This is a genomic window from Streptomyces sp. 4N124, from assembly GCF_052245395.1.
Classification (GTDB): Bacteria; Actinomycetota; Actinomycetes; order Streptomycetales; family Streptomycetaceae; genus Streptomyces.
Genome location: NZ_JBQQBS010000026.1, coordinates 78,885 through 97,579, shown reverse-complemented (window position 1 = coordinate 97,579; position 18,695 = coordinate 78,885). Strand labels below are relative to the sequence as shown.

Here is an 18,695-nt window from a genome sequence, read left to right as displayed (position 1 = left end):
GCTGAATCTGACGGATCGTCAGGCAGGTGATGGATGGACCTCACGTACACGCCCGAAGAAGAGGAGTTCCGGGCGCGGTTGCGGGAGTGGCTGGGGAAGGTCCTTCCGACGCTGCCGCCGAAGCCGTCCCCGGCCGACTGGCCCGCGCGCAGGGCGTACGACCTCGGCTGGCAGCGCATGCTGTACGACGCCGGGTACGCGCACGTGCACTGGGACGCCTCCCCGACCGTGCGGCTGATCTTCCTGGAGGAGACCGAGAAGGCGGGCGCGCCCTATGTGGGGGCGGGCTTCGTCGGGCTGCTGCACGCGGGCCCGACGATCGCCGCCGAGGGGACCGAGGAGCAGCGGGCGCGCTGGCTGCCGCCGATCCTTCGGGGCGAGGAGGTCTGGTGCCAGGGCTTCAGCGAACCGGACGCCGGATCGGACCTCGCCGCGCTGCGCACGCGCGCGCGTAGGGACGGCGACGACTACGTGGTGAGCGGGTCCAAGATCTGGACCTCCCATGCCGAAGTGGCCGACTGGTGCGAGCTGTTGGTCCGCACGAACCCCGCCGCGCCCAAGCATCGCGGCATCACCTGGCTCGCCATGCCCATGGACGCCCCCGGCATCACCGTACGTCCCTTGCGCACGCTCGCCGGATCCGCCGAGTTCGCCGAGGTGTTCCTCGACGAGGTCCGTATCCCGGTCGCCAACCGTGTCGGTGACGAGGACGACGGCTGGCGCGTGACGATGGTGACCCTCTCCTTCGAGCGCGGCACGGCCTTCGTCGGCGAGGTGGTCGCCTGCCGCCGCGTCCTGCGCGAACTCGCCGGTGAGGCACGGAAGAACGGCCGCTGGGACGATCCCGTGCTGCGGCGCGGGCTGGGCCGGCTGAACGCCGAGTTCCGCGCGCTGTGGCGGCTGATCCAGTGGAATGTGAGCGAGGCGGAGAGTGGAGTCCCCGGAGTGGGGAGTTCGATTTTCAAACTGAGGTATTCGCAGGCACGGCAGGAGCTGTACGACACCGCGGCCGACGTCCTGGGACCGGACTGCCTCGACCTCGACCGGCCGTGGACGCTGGACCGCCTGTCGTCCCTCTCCTACACCATCGCCGCCGGCACCTCGCAGATCCAGCAGAACATCGTGGCCGAGCGCATCCTCGGGCTGCCGAAGGGACGGTGACTGCGCGTATGAAATTCCAACTCACCGAGGATCAGCAGGCGTTGCGGGACGGCGTACGACAGCTGCTGGCACGGCGTTTCGACGCCGAGGCGCTGCGGGCTGCCGTGGACGCACCCGCGCTCGACCGTGGGCTGTGGCGGGCGCTCGGCGAGGCCGGGTTCTTCGCGCTGCGGCTGCCGGAGGCGGACGGCGGAGTCGGACTCGGGCTGCCCGAGGCGGTGTTGGCCTTCGAGGAGACGGGCCGGGCGCTGCTGCCGGGACCGCTGATCGCCACACATCTGGCGGCGGGGGAGGTGGCGGGCGCCGCGGACGGGGAGACCGTGGTCGCCGCCGTGGACGGCAGCGGGCTCGTGGAGTGGCTGGCCGAGGCGGACGTCGTACGAGGGGACGCCGCCGGGGCCGTACCGCTGCGGTCGGTTGATCCGCTGACTCCACTGCACCGGGTGGGTGAGGGCGGGGCGGCCGTGGACCCCGTCGCCGCACTCCTGACCGCCGCCGAACAGGTGGGCACGGCCGGGCGGGTGTGCGAGCTGGCGGTGCAACACGCCCGGACCCGTGAGCAGTTCGGGCGGCCGATCGGAGCCTTCCAGGCGGTCAAGCATCTGTGCGCCGGAATGCTGGTGCGGACGGAGGTGGCCCGGGCGGCGGTATATGCCGCCGCCGTCACCGCCGACCGGACGGACATCGCGGCGGCCCGGCTGCTCGCCGACGAGGCCGCGGTACGCGGCGCCCGTGACTGCCTTCAGGTGCACGGCGGAATGGGCTTCACCTGGGAGTCCGAGGTGCATCTCCATCTGAAGCGGGCCTGGCTGCGTGCTCGGCGTGGTGGAGCGAGCACGGAGAGTGAGGAACTGCTTGCGGCGGATCTGGTGGCCTGAGCGGCAAAGTGGGCGCTGGGCTGCGGTGTCGCGCACACAGTCGGCACGGATGTCGCGGATTGTGGCATACCGGAATTACGGAGCGTTGATATCGGGTTGTGTCCTAAGAGTGACTCGTCACGGCCTGGAGTCGCTGCGTTGCTCCGGTACCTTCTGTGGGATGCGAGCGGGTGCGAGCACAAATCATGTCGGTGTTGCCCTTGAGGCGGCCCCGGATCCGGCGATGTGCCCCTGTTCGACTCGCCACAACGAGCGTCGCACAGTATGCCGCACGGGTACTCCTTCGCGCTGGAATATGCCCGAAGCGCTTGTTGGGGTGACTGTACGTCAACCATGCTGTCTCGTAAGGGATTCACGTTCTGTGAACCCGGCTCTGACCATTGTTCTGGTCATGCAAAGAATGGCTACGATCGTGGCGCTCGTGTGGCGCGAGGTCATGTGTCCGCCGGTTCGGATGGTGTGAGCGGTGCAGGTGCTTCAAGTGCAGCTGGAGATCCGGCCCGACCCCGCAGAAGTGGGGCGCGCCCGGCGGTGGGCCCGCTCGCGGCTCGCCGGGTCCGGGATAGGGGCCGATGAGCCGCTGGCCGAGACGCTGATCCTGCTCGTCTCCGAACTTGTCACCAACGCCGTCGTGCACACCGGTTGCCCGGCCGTGCTCCGGCTGTCGCTGCCCGGAGAGGCGGCGGAGCCGGCTGCTCCGGTCCGGCTGGAGGTGGCCGACGCCAGCGACCGGGCCCCCGTCCCCCGGTGCGTGGACGGCGAGCAGACGGGCGGCCGCGGTCTCGCTCTCGTCGACGGCCTGGCCGACCGCTGGGGCTGGAGCCCCGAGGGTGCGGGCAAGCGCATCTGGTGCGAACTGGACCGCTGCACGGACCCGCCCCAGGCGGCGACGGCGTTCGGTGGCGGTGCCACGGCCTATGAAGGGTATGAGGGGCTGGCGTACGAAGCCGTATAGCCACTCGTGAGTGTGCCCCGGCGCATGGTCACGGGCATGGCGACAAACGCTTACCGCCCTTGTCCGGCCGACAGGGCGCATGCGCCCGGATGTGCTTCTGTGCGCGGCCAGCGAAATCGGGGCGTAAGTGATGAATCCCCTTTCGGGTGTTGACGCGACGTGACCGTTTGATCACGCTGGTGGTCAGCGATTCGCCGTGAGGGGACGACGAGGGTTCCGGTGACGGGAGCCCTCGGCGAGTGTGGGTCGTGATTCGGCGTCGGTTCTGCTTGGGGCCATGAGGAACCGGGGCGGGTGCGCCGAAGCCGGATGGCGGCGCGCGACACCGTGCTCGGGGCGGGCGCGGCGCGTCGCCAGCCGGCCGCGCCCGGGGAGGCGGAAGCGTGGCCGGCGACTAGAGAACGGCCACTGGGGCCACCGGAGTTCCCGTGGCGCCGACGAACGGCTCGGGCATCGCCGACAGCAGGAAGTCGTAGTGGCCCGCTTGTCCACAGGCTGTGGACAACTCTTCGAGATTCCAGTTCTGGCCCTGCAGCATCCCCATCTCCACGAGGTCGAGCGCATGCACGGGCAGCCACAAATCCTCGATCTCCGGCGGAAATATCTCAAATGTGAGGGTGTCGTTCGCGACGGCGGCCACATCGCGCGCGTGGAACCACTCCGGGGCGCGGATCGACAGCCCGGGTGACGGATAGGCGTACGCGTGCTTGTCCCCGGCCAGATACACCTGCACCTGTCCGGTCCGTACGAGCACGATGTCACCGGCACGCACGCGCGTGCCCGCGAGTTCCTCGGCGGCTTCCAGGTCCTCCGGGGTCACGGCATGCCCCCCGTCGAGGCGGTCGACGCCGTGCGCCTTCGCCACATCGAGGAGCACTCCGCGCGAGACGATGTGCCGCGCCTTGTCGATGCCGCTGAACTCGGCGCCGCCGTGCGGGGTGACGGTGTCGGCCGGGCGGCCGTTGTAGAGCCGGCCCGAGTGCGAGACGTGGGTGAGCGCGTCCCAGTGGGTGCCGGCCTGGAGCCCCATGGTCACCGCGTCGTCGCTGCACGCGACCGTTCCGGGGCCGAAGATCTCCTGGTTGATCTGCACCATGGCGTGCAGTGGATTGACGCGCCCCGGGATCATCCCGGTCTGGACGCCGTCCTGCCTCAGGGGGAGCGCGAGCGGAATCCTGCGCCCGCTGCGGACGCAGGCGGCTGCCTCCCGTACGACCTCGTCGGTGATGAGGTTGAGGGTCCCGATCTCGTCGTCGGCTCCCCAACGGCCCCAGTTGTTGACCCGCTTGGCGATGTCGTGGAACTCGGCCGGTAGTGACATGCGAGCCTCCCCGGGGCTTGTGTCCAGGTGTCTGACGGGACTTAAAATCTAACGGTCCGTCAGAAATCGCGGGAAGGGGCCGGGCGTGGGGAACTTCTTGGCAGGCAAGGTCGTCGCCGTGACCGGCGCCGGACGGGGCATCGGCCGGGCGGTCGCGCTCGCGGCGGCTGCCGAGGGAGCGAAGGTCGTGGTCAACGACTACGGCGTGGGGATCGACGGCGCCTCCCCGACCAGCGAGGTCGCCGAATCCGTCGTCAAGGAGATCGAGGCGGCGGGCGGTGATGCGGTCGCCGTGGCCGACGACGTCGCCACGATGGCGGGCGGGCAGCGCGTGGTCGACACGGCGCTGGAATCGTACGGCCGGCTCGACGGTGTGGTCTGCGTGGCCGGGATTCTGCGTGAGCGGATGCTGTTCAACATGACCGAGGAGGAGTGGGACCCGGTCGTGGCCACGCATCTCAAGGGAACGTTCACGGTGTTCCGGGCGGCGTCGGCGGTGATGCGCAAGCAGCGGGCCGGGACACTGATCGGCTTCACCAGCGGCAACCATCAGGGGTCCGTGTCGCAGGCCAATTACAGCGCCGCGAAGGGCGGGATCATCTCGCTGGTGCGGAGCGCCGCGTTGGGGTTGCACAAGTACGGGGTGAGCGCCAATGCGGTGGCGCCGGTCGCTCGTACGCGGATGTCGGCGAACGTGCCGATGGAGCTGGCGGAGATCGGGGAGCCGGAGGATGTGGCGGCGCTGGTGGTCTACCTGTTGTCGGACCGGGCTCAGGAAGTGACCGGGCAGGTGTACACGATTGCCGGGCCGAAGATCGCGGTGTGGGCGCAGCCGAGGGAACTGCGTTCGGCTTATGCGGAGGGGTCTTGGACGCCGGAGCGGATTGCGGAGTTCTTGCCGGGGTCGGTGGGGGTGGATCCGATGCCGATGCTCTCCGAGGTGGCGGGGATGGAGAGGGCGGCGGTTTCTGGGGTGCGGCCTAACGCCCAGTAACTCGGGGGGTGTCCTTGGTTGGCGGCTGCGGGTTCGTTGTGGCTTGTCGCGCAGTTCCCCGCGCCCCTGAAGGGGCGCTCTAACACACCGGTGATTTTGAGGGAGGCCCTCATGGACTTCGGTTTTGCGGCGGAGGATGAAGCATTCCGTGTGGAAGCGCGCGCCTGGCTCGCCGATCACGCCAACGGCCTGCAAGATCGGCGTAGTTGGGAACGTGTCCTCGGAGAGGCCGGGTGGATTGGGCTTTCCTGGGGGGAGACCGGGTACGGCAATCGGTCTGCCACGCTTACCCAGCAGGTTGCCTGGGCGGAGGAATACGCGCGTTCGGTGGCGCCTCCGCGGTCGGGGCATATTGGTGAGAATCTGCTTGCTCCCACGCTGATTGCTCATGGCACCGACGAGCAGAAGGGTCGGTTTCTGCCGGCGGTTGCCGCGGGGGAGGAGCTGTGGTGTCAGGGGTACAGCGAACCGGGCGCGGGATCGGATCTGGCTGGGATACGGACCGTGGCGACACGGGAGTCGCAGGGGACGTATCGCATCACTGGGCAGAAGATCTGGACGTCGCTCGCGCATGAAGCGGACTGGTGCTTCGTGTTGGCGCGGACGGATGTGAACTCCCGTCGTCACCAGGGGCTCAGTTTTCTGCTTGTTCCCATGGATCAGCCGGATCACATCGATGTGCGGCCCATTCGGCAGATGACCGGCACCAGTGACTTCAACGAGGTCTTCTTCGACGGGGCGCACGCGCGCGTGGAGCACGTGGTCGGGGGTGAGGGCAATGGCTGGCGGGTGGCGATGAGTCTTCTCGGCTTCGAGCGCGGTGTTTCCACCCTTGCCCAGCAGATCGGCTTCGCGCGGGAGTTGGAACGGATCGTGGCCACTGCCGTGGAGACGGGGGCGGTCGGTGATCCGGTCGTACGGGATCGGCTTGTGCGGCAGTGGGCGGAGCTGCGGGTGATGCGGTGGAACGCCCTGCGCACGCTGGGGAGTTCGGGCGACGCGGGAGCGCCCAGTGTGGCCAAGCTGCTGTGGGCCGGGTGGCATCAGCGGCTCGGGGAGCTGGCGATGCAGGTGCGGGGAGCGCGGGCGGGCGTGGGCCCTGCGGACTGGTCGGCCTCGGCGCCGTACGAACTCGACGAGGCGCAGCATCTGTTCCTGTTCTCGCGGGCCGACACCATCTACGGCGGCTCGGACCAGGTTCAGCGCACGATCATCGCCGAGCGGGTGCTCGGGCTGCCGAGGGAACCCAAGGGGGTTGTGTGATGCGCGGCGTGGTGTTCGACGGGAAGCGGGTCGAGGTCGCGAACGACCTGGAGGTGCGGGATCCGGGGCCGGGCGAGGTGCTGGTGTCGATCTCGGCGGCGGGGTTGTGCCACAGCGATCTGTCCGTGGTGGACGGCACCATTCCGTTCCCTGTTCCCGTGGTGCTGGGGCATGAGGGGGCGGGGGTGGTGGAGGCCGTCGGCGCGGGGGTCACGCATGTGGCGGCCGGTGACCATGTCGCCCTGTCCACGCTGGCCAACTGCGGTACCTGCGCGGAGTGCGACCGAGGGCGGCCGACCATGTGCCGGCAGGCGATCGGGCGGCCCGGGCAGCCGTTCGCCCGCGGTGGGCGGCCCGTCTTCCAGTTCGCGTCCAACTCCGCGTTCGCCGAGCGGACCGTGGTGAAGGCCGTGCAGGTGGTGCGGATCCCGAAGGACATTCCCCTGCCCTCCGCCGCGCTCATCGGGTGCGGGGTGCTGACCGGGGTGGGCGCCGTGCTCAACCGGGCGAAGGTGGACCGTGGGGACAGCGTGCTCGTCATCGGTACGGGGGGCATCGGGCTCAATGTCCTTCAGGGGGCGCGGATCGCGGGTGCGCTGCGGATCGTCGCCGTCGATGCCAATCCGGCGAAGGAGGCGGTGGCGCGGCAGTTCGGGGCGACCGACTTCCTGACCTCGACGGAAGGCGTGCGGGAGCTGCTGCCGACGGGGGCGGACCATGCCTTCGAGTGCGTGGGGCGCGTCGAGTTGATCCGTGCGGCCGTCGATCTGCTCGACCGGCACGGGCAGGCGATCCTGCTGGGCGTACCGCCGGCCGGCGCCGAGGCCTCCTTCGTCGTGTCCTCGATGTATCTGGACAAGTCGATCCTGGGGTGCCGGTACGGGTCGTCGCGCCCGCAGCGGGACATCGCGCTGTACGCCGAGCTGTACCGGAACGGGCGCCTGCTGCTGGACGAGTTGGTGACGCAGACGTATCCGGTCGAGGAGTTCGAGCGGGCGGCGGCGGACGCGGAGGCGGGGAAGGTGGCTCGCGGGGTGCTCACATTCTGAGTTCCTCGGAGTTCTCACGATGTGAGTTCCTCGGCGCTCGGCCGGTGTCCCGGCGGAGTTTTCCACAGGCCCGGAAATCGGCTGCCGCGTTGTCAGTGCCGCCGCCTACCTTCATCTCATGACCTACCGCGATGTCGCCTCCAAGCAGGTCCTGATCTGGGCCTGCACCGCCGTCGGCTCCCGCATGCCGGTCGCCATGGCGCCGTTGGCGCTGGTGTTCCTGGTGCGGGAGCGGCCCGGCGGCTACACGCTGGGTGCGGCGCTCGCGGCGGCCTATGTGATCGGCGAGATCATCGGGGCGCCGGTCCTCGGGATGCGGCTGGATCCTGCGCGCGGTCGGCGACATCTGGCCGTGGGGCTAGCGGGCGGGGCGGTGGGGTTTGCGGGGCTCGGGGTGCTGCCCGGTGCGCACCCTGTCGTGCTGGGGGCGTTCGCGTTTCTGGCCGGTGCCGCTCCGGCGGCCGTCGCGGGCGGGCAGCGGGCGCTGCTGACCTCGCTGGTCCCGGAGCGCGCGGTGACGCAGGCTCTGTCGGCCGAGTCGATGCTGATGTCCGGCGTGTGGGCCGTCTCCCCGGTCGCGGTGGCCGGCCTCGCCCTCGGGGTGGCGCCTCGGGTGCCGCTGCTCCTCGGGGCCGCCCTGATGGCGTCGTCGACAGCCGGCCACTGGCTGCTTCCGGCGGGCTGGGCCAAGGGGGATGAGGACGGTGAGGCAGGCCGGGGCAAGCTCCGCGTGCTGATACGCGCCTGGCCGGTGTACGTCACGGGCGCGGCCAGCCTCACCCTGCTCGGCCTGGCCGAACTCACCCTGCCCGCCCTGCTGGAGCAGCGCGGCATCGGCGTGGGCTGGTCCGGCCCGATGCTGGCGGGACTCGCGGTGGGGGCGGGGATCGGGGCGTTCCTGTACGGCGTGCGGTCGTGGCCGGGGCGGCTTCGTACGCGGAGTGTGGTGCTGATGTGCGGCATGTCGGCCTTCGTGAGCCTCACCGCGCTGATACCGGGCGCGGCCGGGATCGCGATCGCCCTCACCCTGGCGGGCACCCTCCAGTCGGGTGCGCTCATCACCCGCAACCTGTCCCTCCGCGAGGCCCTGCCGCCGGGCGCCCTGGCGGCCGGCTACTCCGTGATGTACGCCGCCGCGGGCGCGGGCTACGCCGCGACGGGTTCCCTCGCCGGTGGCCTGCTCCAGGTGGTGGCGCCGTCCACGGCCATGCTGGCCGGTGTGGTGCTGACCCTGCTGCTGACGGCGCTCGGCTGGTGGGGAGAGGCCCGCCGGGACGGCTCAAGTGCGGCTGGGGACCTGGACGTCGGCGTTGCTCCCGGCGCGGAAGGTGCGCCGATAGCTGGTGGGTGTGACGCCGAGCGCCGCCTGTAGGTGCTGCCGCATCGACTGGGCCGTGCCGAAGCCGGCGTCCCGGGCGACCTGGTCGACGGAGAGATCGGTGGACTCCAGGAGGTGGCGGGCGCGTTCCACCCGCTGCTGGGTGAGCCATTGGCCGGGGCTGACGCCGACCTCCTCGCGGAAGCGGCGCGTGAAGGTCCGTACGGACATGGCCTCCTGCTCCGCCATGTCGCGCAGCTGGATCGGCTCGTGGAGGCGGCCCAGGGCCCAGACGCGGGCCGTGGTCGTGGTCGCCTGCTGCGGGTCGGGGACCGGGCGGTGGATGTACTGCGCCTGGCCGCCGTCGCGGTGGGGCGGTACGACCGTGCGGCGGGCCACGTCGTTGGCGATCGCCGTGCCGTGGTCGCGGCGGACCATGTGCAGACACAGGTCGATGCCGGCGGCGACGCCCGCCGAGGTCAGCACCTCGCCGTCGTCGATGAACAGCACGTCCGCGTCGACCTTGATCCTCGGGAACAGCCGCTGGAAGCGCTCGGCGTCGGACCAGTGCGTGGTGGCCGGGCGGCCGTCGAGCAGGCCGGCGGCGGCGAGGACGTAGACACCGGTGCAGATGGAGGCCACCCGGGTGCCGGGGCGGATGCGGGCGAGCGCGGCGGCCAGTTCGTCGGTGAGCACGCCCTCTTCGAAGACCGGGCCGAGCTCGTACGACGCCGGGACGATCACGGTGTCGGCGGTGGCCAGCGCCTCCGGGCCGTGTGCGACGTGGATGGAGAAGTCGGCGTCGGTCTGGACCGGGCCCGGCGGCCGGACCGAGCAGGTGACGACCTCGTACAGATGCCGCCCCTCGGCGTCCTTGGGGCGTCCGAAGATCCGGTGCGGGATGCCCAGCTCGAACGGGAGCAGCCCGTCGAGGGCGAGGACGACGACGCGGTGCGGGCGGAACCGCGACCCACGCTCATGGCGTTCCGGCTCACTCACGCTCACGGCACTCCGGCTCATGCTCATGGCCCGATCATAACGAATGATGTCCTTCGGGCCAATGGATCTGTGGGCGCGCAGGCCCGAAGCTCGTTGTCGTGACGCAGACAACCGAAGCCACCGGCGTCGACCGGACCCCGCAGAAGCCACGCCGTACCCGCATCCATCGCGCGTGGTTCGTCGCTGCCGTCGCCTTTGTGACGATCCTCGGCGCCGCCGCCTTCCGCTCCCTGCCGGGGCTGCTCATCGACCCGCTGCACCAGGAGTTCGGCTGGTCACGCGGCACGATCGCCGCCGCCGTCTCGATCAACCTCGCCCTGTACGGACTGACCGCGCCCTTCGCCGCCGCCCTGATGGACCGCTTCGGCATCCGGCGTGTGGTCGCGGCGGCGCTCACCGTGATCGCGATCGGCTCGGGCCTGACGGTGTGGATGACGGCGGCCTGGCAACTGCTGCTGTGCTGGGGCCTGCTGGTGGGTCTCGGCACCGGTTCGATGGCGCTGGCCTTCGCCGCGACGGTCACCAACCGCTGGTTCACCGAGCGGCGCGGCCTGGTCACCGGCATCCTCACCGCCGCCTCGGCCTCGGGCCAGCTGATCTTCCTGCCCGTGCTGGCCCTGATGGTCGAGGCGGGCAACTGGCGCCCGGCCGCCGTCACGGTCGCCCTCGCGGCCCTCGCGGTCGTCCCCTTCGTCTGGCTGCTGCTGCGCGACCACCCGGCCGACGTGGGCGTGAAGCCATACGGCGCGAAGGAGTTCGTACCGAAGCCGGATCCGGTGCCGGGCGCCGCGCGCCGCGCCGTGACCGTCCTTTTCAAAGCGGCCCGCACCGGCCCCTTCTGGCTGCTCGCCGGCACCTTCGCGATCTGCGGCGCCTCCACCAACGGCCTGATCCAGACCCACTTCGTGCCGGCCGCCCACGACGAGCACATGCCCGTCCCGGTGGCGGCTTCACTGCTCGCGGTCATCGGCGTGTTCGACGTCATCGGCACCATCGCCTCCGGCTGGTTCACCGACCGCTACGAACCACGCCGACTGCTCGCCGTCTACTACGCGCTGCGCGGCATCTCGCTGCTGTTCCTGCCCATACTGCTCGCGCCCAGCGTCCACCCGCCGATGATCTTCTTCATCGTCTTCTACGGCCTCGACTGGGTCGCGACCGTCCCGCCCACCGTGGCCCTGTGCCGCGAGCAGTACGGCGACGACAGCGCCATCGTCTTCGGCTGGGTCCTCGCCTCCCACCAGGTCGGCGCCGCCCTGGTCGCCTTCATCGGCGGTGTCGTACGCGATGTCTCCGGCTCGTACGACATGGTCTGGTACGCGTCGGGCGCGCTGTGCGCGGCGGCGGCGCTGATGTCGCTGGTGATCCGGCGACGGCCGACCGCCGACGAGCCGGTGGCCGCTTAGAGGAACTGGCCCCGGTGGAACAGCAGCGGCGCCTCAGGGGTGTCGGCGGTGCCGAGGTCGTCCACCCGGCCCACCACGATGAGGTGGTCGCCGCCGGTGTGGACGGCATGGATGGTGCAGTCGATCCACGCGAGCGCGCCCGCGAGACGCGGTGACCCGGATACCGGAGCCGCGTCGTAGGCGACGCCCGCGAACTTGTCCCCGCCGCTCACCGCGAAGCCGCGGCACAACGTGCCCTGGCCGGCGGCGAGCACGTTCACGCAGAAGGCGCCCGCGCGGGCGATGCGGGGCCAGGTCGTCGACGTACGGCCGACCATGAAGGCGACGAGGGGTGGGTCGAGGGAGAGGGAGGAGAAGGACTGGCAGGCGAAGCCGGCGGGGCCGGATGCGCCATCGGTGGCTGGTGAGGTGACAACGGCCACGCCCGTCGCGAAGTTCCCGAGCACCCGCCGGAACTCGCCCTGCTCGACCGGCGCCCGCTCGTCCTCACCCACACACCGCAACTCCGGGCGCGGCAGCGCCTCTACGGGCCGGGCGGGCCCGGACCTGAGATAACGGACGGCTGCTGCCGCCATTCCTGCGTGTCCCATCACGCCATCCATTGAAGCTGACGGTGTGTCAGATGGGAAGGGGTGCGAGGGGCCTGCGCATCCTGAAGCGGGACGGACGGCCCTCAGCGCCCCTGGTATTCCGGACTCCTGCGTTCCACGAAGCTCGCCACGCCTTCCCTCGCGTCCGCTGTCGTCATGTTGATCTCCTGCGCGGCCGCCTCCGCGGCGAATGCGGTGGTGCGGTCGGTGTCGAGGGAGGCGTTGACGAGCTGTTTGGTCAAAGCGATGGCTCGGGTCGGGCCGGTGGCGAGGCGGTCGGCCCACTCGCGGGCTGTTTTGTCCAGCTCGGCGTCCGGGACGACGCGGTTGACCAGGCCCAGGCGTTCGGCGTCCGCGGCGGTGAGGGCGTCGCCGAAGAACATCAGCTCTTTGGCGCGTTGGGGGCCGATGAGGCGGGGGAGGAGGTACGCGCCGCCGCCGTCCGGCACGAGTCCACGCCGTACGAACACCTCGATGAACTTGGCGGATTCGGCGGCCAGTACGAGGTCGCAGGCGAGAGCGAGATGCGCGCCGAGCCCGGCCGCCGTGCCGTTCACGGCGGCGATCACCGGCTTCTCGCAGTCGAGGACGGCGCCGATCAGCCGCTGAGCGCCGAGCCGGAGGGTGCGGGCGACGTCACCGGCGATCCGCTCCCCGCCGCCCGACGCCCCGCCCCGCAGGTCGGCGCCGGCGCAGAAGCCGCGGCCGGTTCCGGTGAGGACGACCGCTCTCACGGTGGGGTCGGCGGAGGCGTCGGAGAGAAGTTGGATCAGGTGATCTCGCAGGTCAGGGGTGATGGCGTTGAGGGCCTCGGGGCGGTTGAGGGTGATACGGCGGACGTGACTGTCAGTGGTGTGCCGTATCAATGACTCAACGGAATGTCCGGACTCACGGGGGGAATCGGGGATGTTCGGTTCATTGGGTGGGTTCATGTCAGCGACACACCGCCAACGCGTCCAGCGCCACCGCTCCCTGCCCCCTGGGCAGCACCATCAGCGGATTGATGTCCAGATCCGCGAGGTCGTCCCCGAGTTCCAGTGCCATGCGCTGCACCCGCAGGACGACTTCGACGAGCGCGTCGAGGTCGGACGGGGGGCGCCCCCGGACCCCGTCCAGCAGGGCCCGCCCGCGCAGTTCGCCGAGCATGTCCCGCGCCTGCTCCTCACCGAAGGGCGGTACGCGTACGGCGGCGTCCCGCAGCACCTCGACGAGCACACCGCCGAGCCCGACGGTCACGGTCGGTCCGAAGAGTTCGTCGTGGGTGACGCCGACGACCATCTCGACGCCCCGCTCGACCATCTGGCACACGAGGACTCCGTCCAGCGAGACGTCCTCGTAGCGGGCGATGTCGGTCAGCTCGCGGTAGGCGTCGCGGACTTGGCTGGCCGAGGTCAGTCCGATCTTGACAAGACCCAGCTCGGTCTTGTGGGCGATCTGCGCGCCGGACGCCTTCATCACCACCGGGTAGCCGACGAGCCCCGCCGCGCGCACGGCCGCCGCCGCGCTGGTCACCAACTGCTCGCGCGGCACCCGGATTCCGTAGGCGCGAAGGAGCTGTTTCGCCGCGTGTTCGCTCAACTGCTGTCCTGGGCGCATCAGGGCCTGGGCCTTGCGGAAGGAGGGCGAAGGGCTGCGCGGTGCCTCGTCGAAGGGAGAGCGGTAGCCGGTGACGAACCGGTGGTGGTCGAGGTGGGCGCGGACTGCGGTGAGACAGTTGGTGACCGTACGGAAGGTGGCCACGCGCGAGGAGCCGAGCAGTACGTCGCGGTACGCCGGCTCGGTGCCGACCGGCGACCCCCACACCACGCACACCAGCTTGTCGGTCCGCTCGGCCGCGTCCACCAGGTCCTGCACGAGCCGGTCGCTGAGCGGCGGGAAGGGTCCGGTGACCGGGCAGATCAGCACGCCGACCTCCGGGTCGTCCAGGATCGCGTCGATGATCTTCCGCCCGCGCCAGTCCCCGACCGGATGCCCGCCGTTGTCGACCGGGTTGGCCACGCTGAGGTACTCCGGTATCCACTGATGCAGCTCGGCCTGCCGGGCCTCCGACAGCTCCGGCAGCCGCAGGCCCGCCTCGCTCGCCAGGTCGGCCACGTGCGCGCCCGTGCCGCCCGAGATCGAATAGACGACGACTCCATCGGCGCGGGGCGGACGGGCGCGGGCCAACAGGGCGGCGGTGTCCTGGAGTTCGTCGAGCCCGTCGACCCGGATCACCCCGAACTGCCGCATCGCGGCGTCCACCACCTCGTCCGCGCCGGTCAGCTTGCCGGTGTGTGAGGCGGCTGTGCGGGCGCCGGTCTCGGTGCGGCCCACCTTGACCGCGACGACCGGCACCCGGCGCCGGGCGGCCCGGTCGGCGGCGAGCAGGAAGGAGCGGCCGTCCTTCAGCCCTTCGATGTAGCAGGCGATGGCACCGACTTCGGGCTGCTCGGCGAAGTAGGAGATGAAGTCGGCGGTCTCCAGGTCGGCCTCGTTGCCGGTGGGCGCCCAGTGGGAGAGCCGGATGCCGAGTTCCTGGAGGGCGAAGACGGGGCGGCCCTGATGCCCGGACTGGGTGATGAGCGCGATGGAGGGACCGTCCAGGTCGTCCCGGAACCGCTCGAAGGCGTTCAGGTTGGTGTTCGGCCCGAGCAGCCGCACCCCGGCCCGCTCCCCGGCGGCCGTCAGCTGCCCCTGTACGACGGCGCCCTCGTCCCCCGTCTCCGCGAACCCGGAGGCGAAGACGACGGCGAACTTCACCTTTGCCTCGCCCAGTTCCTCGATCACGGGGAGCGGGTCGGCGACCAGCAGTACGGCGAGATCGACCTGCTCGGGCAGGTCGCGGACGGAAGGAAAGCAGGAGATGTCGAAGACGGAGGCACGCGAGGGATGCACCGGATACAGCCGGGCCCCGACCCGCTCGGCCCAGGACAACAGCTGCCGGGTGACGCCGGTGTTGGGTCGGCCCTCCCCGTCCGAGGCGCCGATGACGGCGACGGACTCGGGCCGGAAGAACCGGTCCAGATCAGGGACGCCGGCGTACAGCGGACGCCCGCTGACGTCGTAGTCGTCCACGTCGGCCGGGCGGCCGTGGACGGCGGGGGCGGGCTGTTCGCCGCAGGCGACGACCCGGCCCCGGCGGGAGTCGGTGGTAAGGGTGCCGTGGGTTGATCCAAGCATCGGTCGCCCCGCTCCTGTGTGACAGCAACTAACTGACGCAGTGTCAGATTACTGAACTGACGCTCCGTCAGGAAGCCGTCGGACCGAGGCGGTCCTGCGGCGGCGTGCCCATCACTGTGCGTTGGTACCCACTTCTCACTGTGCGTTGGTACCCACTTCGCCACACACTCCGGCACCCGACCCACCGGAGCGGGAGGGTCCCCCCGGCGTCAGACCGGCAGCCGTGACACCGAACCCGCCCCGTTCTTCGCGATGGCCTTTGCGATCTTCTCGGCGTCGATGGCCAGTTCGCGGAGCATGCCGCTGATGGGGTTGGTGAAGCCGGTGAAGTACAGGCCGGGGGCGTGCTGGGGGGTGCGGGCGCCGTGGACGAGCGGTTTGCCGCGGGCGTCGAGGACGTCCAGGTGGCCGATGAGGCCGTCGAGTGCGCGGGCATAGCCGGTGGCGGCGATCACGGCGTCCGGGCCGACGCGGTCGCCGTCGGTGAGGACGACCTTGCCGTCCTCGAAGCCGTCGACGGCGGCCACCACCTCGACGGCGCCCTTGCGCACGGCGTCGATGAGGCCGACGTCCTGTACCGGGATCGAGCCCTCGTTGACCCGGCTGTAGAGGCCGGTGTCGGGGCGGGACAGGCCGTGTTCCGAGAGGTCCGGCACGCTGACCTTGGCCAGCGGACGGGCGAGCCGGTCGACCAGGCCGACCGGGAGGCGTCGGCACAGTACGCCCGTGTACTGGGCGGCCCAGCCCGCGGTCGACCGGCGCACGATGTGTGGGGCGGTGCGGACGGACAGTCGTACGCGGGAGGCGCCGCCCTCGGCGAGGTCTACGGCGATCTCGGCGCCGGTGTTGCCGACGCCGACGACGAGGACGTCACGGCCGGCGTAGGGCTCGGCGTTGCGGTAGTCGGAGGCGTGGAGGAGGTCCCCGGTGTAGGAGTCGCGGCCGGGCCAGTCGGGGAGGTGGGGTGTGTGGTTGTAGCCGGTGGCGACGATGACCGCGGCGCCGGTGAGTTCGCGGCCGCCGGTGGCGTGCAGCAGCCAGCCGGAGCCGTCGGGCGCGCGGTCGACGCGGGAGACCTCGACGCTGGTGACGATCTCCAGCTCGTGGTGCTCGGCGTACTTCTCCAGGTACCGGACCACGTTGTCGCGGGACACCCAGCGCCCGAAGCGGCGCGGCATCGGCAGACCGGGCAGACCCGAGAGGCGACGGGTGGTGTGCAGGTGCAGCCGGTCGTAGTGGCGCCGCCAGGACGCGCCCACCCGGTCGGACTTCTCCAGGACGACCGCGCGTATGCCGCGGGCGCGCAGGGCGTACGCGGCGGCGAGTCCGCCGGGACCGCCGCCGATGATGTACACGGGGCGGTCTGCGGGGCTGTGCGCCGCGGGGTTCGCGGGGCTCTGCGCCGCTTGGTTCGCGGGAGATGCGGACGCTGTGGAGTCGGCCATGGGCGCGAGCGTAATCACGTGTCTGTTTGATGGGTCTCGGTCAAGACCGGAATTGGTTGCGGATTGATCACGCATGTAGGAGGAATGGGTGGGACCGGTGGCGTAGGGCGACTGGTTGTGGTGCTTTCACGGGCCTGTAAACAGGCCGCGACGCCGAACCCGAGGTGTGCGGAGGGGCTCGACGTCGCGGTGGGGCGGCGCGCGCTCTGTTACCTCTCGCGCTGGTTCTTGTATCCGGTGACCTTGGCGATCCAGGTGATGAAGTCGCCGAGGCTGCCCGCGGCGGCGGCGATGTTGGCGGAGACCGTCAATTCGAGGCGGGCCCACAGGTTCGCGGCGGTTCGACGGGTCGTCGACAGCCTCTTGCGCGACCGCGCCCGGCGCTGCTGAACTGACGTACCGTCAGATTCTGTAGCCATCACGGGGAGTGTGCATGGACGTCCCGGAGATCGACGCGTTCACGAGGACGTACTGGGACGCGGCCGCGGAGGGGCGTCTGCTGATCCGCCGCTGCGGGGCGTGCGGCCGGGCCCATCACTACCCCCGCGAGTTCTGCCCGCACTGCTGGAGCGAGGACGTCACCTGGGAGCCCGCGACCGGCCGGGCCACCCTCTACACCTGGTCCGTCGTCCACCGCAACGACCTGCCACCCTTCGGCGAGCGCACACCGTACGTCGCCGCGGTCGTCGACCTCGCGGAGGGGCCGCGGATGATGACGGAGGTCGTGGGGGGCGGGGAGCTGCGGGTGGGGATGGAGCTGGAGGTGGGGTTCCGGGAGGGGGTGCCGGTGTTCCGGAGTGAGCGCGATCGTGTAGCACGATGAGACACGCAGGGCTACGTCGCAGTCTGATCGCCGGGCTTGGTCCCGGAGTTCACGGCCACAGCAACTCCTTGTCCCAGCCCCCCTCCACCCGCCGATAGTTCAGCCGCACATGCCGTCGCTCCGCGTCCCCCTGGAAGAACTCCACCGTGTCCGGCTGGAGGTGGTACAGCGTCCAGGACGGGACCGGCGTGTCTGGGTCGCGCTGGGCGCGTTGCCAGGCCGCTGTCGATTCTGTCGCCAGCTCCTCCAAGGAGCCCAGGACTTCACTCTGGTGGCCGGTGAGGGCGGCGGCGAGGGCGCCGGTGGAGCGGGCGTGGAGGTCGGACTGGGCTTCCTGGGAGGGGGCGGTCGTGACGGGGCCGCGGATGCGGATCTGGCGGCCGAGGGCCGGCCAGTAGAAGCCGAGGGCCGCGTACGGGCGGGCCGCGAGGTGGCGGCCCTTTCTGCTGTGGTCGTGCGTGGCGAAGGACCAGCCGTCCTCGTCGGCGCCGTGCAGCATGACCGTCCGTACGTCCGGCAGGCCCTCCTCGTCCGATGTCGCCAGCGACATGGTGTGCGGCTCCGGCTGGCCCGCCGCCACCGCCTCCGCGAACCAGGTGGTGAAGAGCGGGAGAGGGGAGGCGGGTGCGGTGGCCGGGTCGAAGGGGCGGAGTTCGGTGACTCCCGCCTCCCAGACACGGGACGACCGCAGCAGACGTAGAAACTCGGAGTCCATGCTCCGATTGTCCCGCCCGATGGCCTTGCCTGGTGGTGGCTACGCCCGTCCCCGCTCCCCCGATGGTCGCTAAACCGTGCCGAGGTCGGACGACACCCAGCGCTCCGGGCGCATCCGGATGATCACCATCTCGCCGTGGTTGTTCCAGGAGTAGTCGACATAGCCGTCGACCTTCTCGGCGGGGAGGTAGCGGGCCGAGAGCTCGCGGAGTTTCTCGATGGTGGCGGGTGTGGTGTCGAGGACCGGGCCCTCCACCGACACGTAGCGGATCGTGGGTTCCAGTCGGTCCACCATCAGGGAGAACCTGCCGGCCTTGCTGATCAGCTGGTGTTTGCGGGAGTCCAGCCCGGTCAGGATCCAGACCGTGCCCTCGGGCTCGACCTGGTACCAGATCGGGACGCTGAGGGGTGCGCGCCCCTCCTCGGCGTCCACCGCCAGCGCGGCGATGTGCGGCTCGGCCAGGAACTGCTCGCGCTCCTCGCGGGTCAGGGCCATGTCGGGATCCTCCAGCGACTCGAGTCGTTCGGCTCGTTCGGCGGTCTTCCTGTGGTCCTTCTGTGACGCTCCTCTGTTCACAACGTCCGCCGACGGGTACCTGTTCCCCCACCGGCCGGCCGTC

18 protein-coding genes are annotated in these 18,695 nt (G+C 70.6%); 9 read left to right on the top strand and 9 right to left on the bottom strand.

Annotated features, from left to right (window positions below; all coding sequences use genetic code 11):
• The first annotated feature begins 33 nt into the window (after positions 1-33).
• The 3 genes from ACTWQO_RS25505 to ACTWQO_RS25495 all read left to right on the top strand — a co-directional run bounded on the left by ACTWQO_RS25505 (position 34) and on the right by ACTWQO_RS25495 (position 2,994).
• The gene (locus ACTWQO_RS25505; protein WP_443239681.1) at positions 34-1,161 is read left to right on the top strand and encodes an acyl-CoA dehydrogenase; all 1,128 of its coding nucleotides are present in this window, start codon (positions 34-36) and stop codon (positions 1,159-1,161) included.
• Positions 1,162-1,169: 8 nt separating this feature from the next.
• On the top strand, positions 1,170-2,039 hold the full coding sequence (locus ACTWQO_RS25500; RefSeq protein ID WP_443239680.1) for an acyl-CoA dehydrogenase family protein: 870 nt from the start codon (positions 1,170-1,172) through the stop codon (positions 2,037-2,039).
• Positions 2,040-2,520: 481 nt separating this feature from the next.
• A complete protein-coding gene (locus ACTWQO_RS25495) occupies positions 2,521-2,994 on the top strand; it encodes an ATP-binding protein (RefSeq protein WP_443239713.1) in 474 nt (157 codons plus the stop codon).
• A 394-nt stretch (positions 2,995-3,388) separates the two neighbouring features.
• Here ACTWQO_RS25495 and ACTWQO_RS25490 read toward each other — a convergent pair whose 3' ends face one another.
• Complete coding sequence (locus ACTWQO_RS25490) at positions 3,389-4,315, bottom strand: cyclase family protein (RefSeq protein WP_443239679.1); 927 nt, start codon at positions 4,313-4,315, stop codon at positions 3,389-3,391.
• Positions 4,316-4,400: 85 nt separating this feature from the next.
• Here ACTWQO_RS25490 and ACTWQO_RS25485 point away from each other — a divergent pair, with 85 nt between their 5' ends.
• The 4 genes from ACTWQO_RS25485 (at position 4,401) to ACTWQO_RS25470 (ending at position 8,993) form a co-directional block, all read left to right on the top strand.
• Positions 4,401-5,309: an SDR family oxidoreductase gene (locus tag ACTWQO_RS25485; protein ID WP_443239678.1), complete on the top strand. Its 909-nt coding sequence runs from the start codon at positions 4,401-4,403 to the stop codon at positions 5,307-5,309.
• Positions 5,310-5,420: 111 nt separating this feature from the next.
• Positions 5,421-6,572, top strand: a complete 1,152-nt coding sequence (locus ACTWQO_RS25480; protein WP_443239677.1) for an acyl-CoA dehydrogenase family protein — start codon at positions 5,421-5,423, stop codon at positions 6,570-6,572.
• Positions 6,572-7,621 carry a Zn-dependent alcohol dehydrogenase gene (locus ACTWQO_RS25475; protein ID WP_443239676.1) on the top strand — a complete coding sequence of 350 codons (1,050 nt, stop codon included), beginning with the start codon at positions 6,572-6,574 and terminating at the stop codon, positions 7,619-7,621. Before ACTWQO_RS25480 ends, ACTWQO_RS25475 begins: the two co-directional genes overlap by 1 nt.
• Positions 7,622-7,739: 118 nt before the next feature.
• On the top strand, positions 7,740-8,993 hold the full coding sequence (locus tag ACTWQO_RS25470) for an MFS transporter (protein WP_443239675.1): 1,254 nt from the start codon (positions 7,740-7,742) through the stop codon (positions 8,991-8,993).
• Here ACTWQO_RS25470 and ACTWQO_RS25465 read toward each other — a convergent pair.
• A complete protein-coding gene (locus ACTWQO_RS25465) occupies positions 8,901-9,959 on the bottom strand; it encodes a GlxA family transcriptional regulator (RefSeq protein ID WP_443239712.1) in 1,059 nt (352 codons plus the stop codon). The genes ACTWQO_RS25470 and ACTWQO_RS25465 overlap by 93 nt on opposite strands.
• 77 nt (positions 9,960-10,036) lie before the next feature.
• On the opposite strand from ACTWQO_RS25465, the gene ACTWQO_RS25460 reads away from it, so the two are divergent.
• On the top strand, positions 10,037-11,344 hold the full coding sequence (locus ACTWQO_RS25460; protein ID WP_443239674.1) for an MFS transporter: 1,308 nt from the start codon (positions 10,037-10,039) through the stop codon (positions 11,342-11,344).
• Here ACTWQO_RS25460 and ACTWQO_RS25455 read toward each other — a convergent pair.
• The 5 genes from ACTWQO_RS25455 to ACTWQO_RS25435 form a co-directional block, all read right to left on the bottom strand.
• Positions 11,341-11,934, bottom strand: a complete 594-nt coding sequence (locus ACTWQO_RS25455; RefSeq protein ID WP_443239673.1) for a flavin reductase family protein — start codon at positions 11,932-11,934, stop codon at positions 11,341-11,343. The two genes, ACTWQO_RS25460 and ACTWQO_RS25455, sit on opposite strands and share 4 nt — an antisense overlap.
• Before the next feature lie 83 nt (positions 11,935-12,017).
• Positions 12,018-12,866 (bottom strand): enoyl-CoA hydratase/isomerase family protein, encoded by an 849-nt coding sequence (locus tag ACTWQO_RS25450; protein WP_443239672.1) that lies wholly within the window; start codon positions 12,864-12,866, stop codon positions 12,018-12,020.
• A 1-nt stretch (position 12,867) separates the two neighbouring features.
• Entirely contained in the window at positions 12,868-15,093 is a 2,226-nt protein-coding gene (locus tag ACTWQO_RS25445) for an acetate--CoA ligase family protein (protein WP_443239671.1), read from the bottom strand.
• Positions 15,094-15,302: 209 nt separating this feature from the next.
• Positions 15,303-16,538: a flavin-containing monooxygenase gene (locus ACTWQO_RS25440; protein WP_443239670.1), complete on the bottom strand. Its 1,236-nt coding sequence runs from the start codon at positions 16,536-16,538 to the stop codon at positions 15,303-15,305.
• A 209-nt stretch (positions 16,539-16,747) separates the two neighbouring features.
• Positions 16,748-16,957, bottom strand: coding sequence for a hypothetical protein (locus tag ACTWQO_RS25435; protein ID WP_443239669.1), 210 nt, complete (start codon positions 16,955-16,957; stop codon positions 16,748-16,750).
• 14 nt (positions 16,958-16,971) lie between these two features.
• Here ACTWQO_RS25435 and ACTWQO_RS25430 point away from each other — a divergent pair, with 14 nt between their 5' ends.
• The gene (locus ACTWQO_RS25430; RefSeq protein ID WP_443239668.1) at positions 16,972-17,361 is read left to right on the top strand and encodes a Zn-ribbon domain-containing OB-fold protein; all 390 of its coding nucleotides are present in this window, start codon (positions 16,972-16,974) and stop codon (positions 17,359-17,361) included.
• 49 nt (positions 17,362-17,410) lie between these two features.
• Here ACTWQO_RS25430 and ACTWQO_RS25425 read toward each other — a convergent pair whose 3' ends face one another.
• Together ACTWQO_RS25425 and ACTWQO_RS25420 are read right to left on the bottom strand one after the other, a co-directional pair.
• The gene (locus tag ACTWQO_RS25425) at positions 17,411-18,076 is read right to left on the bottom strand and encodes a pyridoxine/pyridoxamine 5'-phosphate oxidase (protein ID WP_443239667.1); all 666 of its coding nucleotides are present in this window, start codon (positions 18,074-18,076) and stop codon (positions 17,411-17,413) included.
• Positions 18,077-18,145: 69 nt separating this feature from the next.
• Positions 18,146-18,571 (bottom strand): pyridoxamine 5'-phosphate oxidase family protein, encoded by a 426-nt coding sequence (locus ACTWQO_RS25420; RefSeq protein WP_443239666.1) that lies wholly within the window; start codon positions 18,569-18,571, stop codon positions 18,146-18,148.
• Between the last annotated feature and the right edge of the window lie 124 nt (positions 18,572-18,695).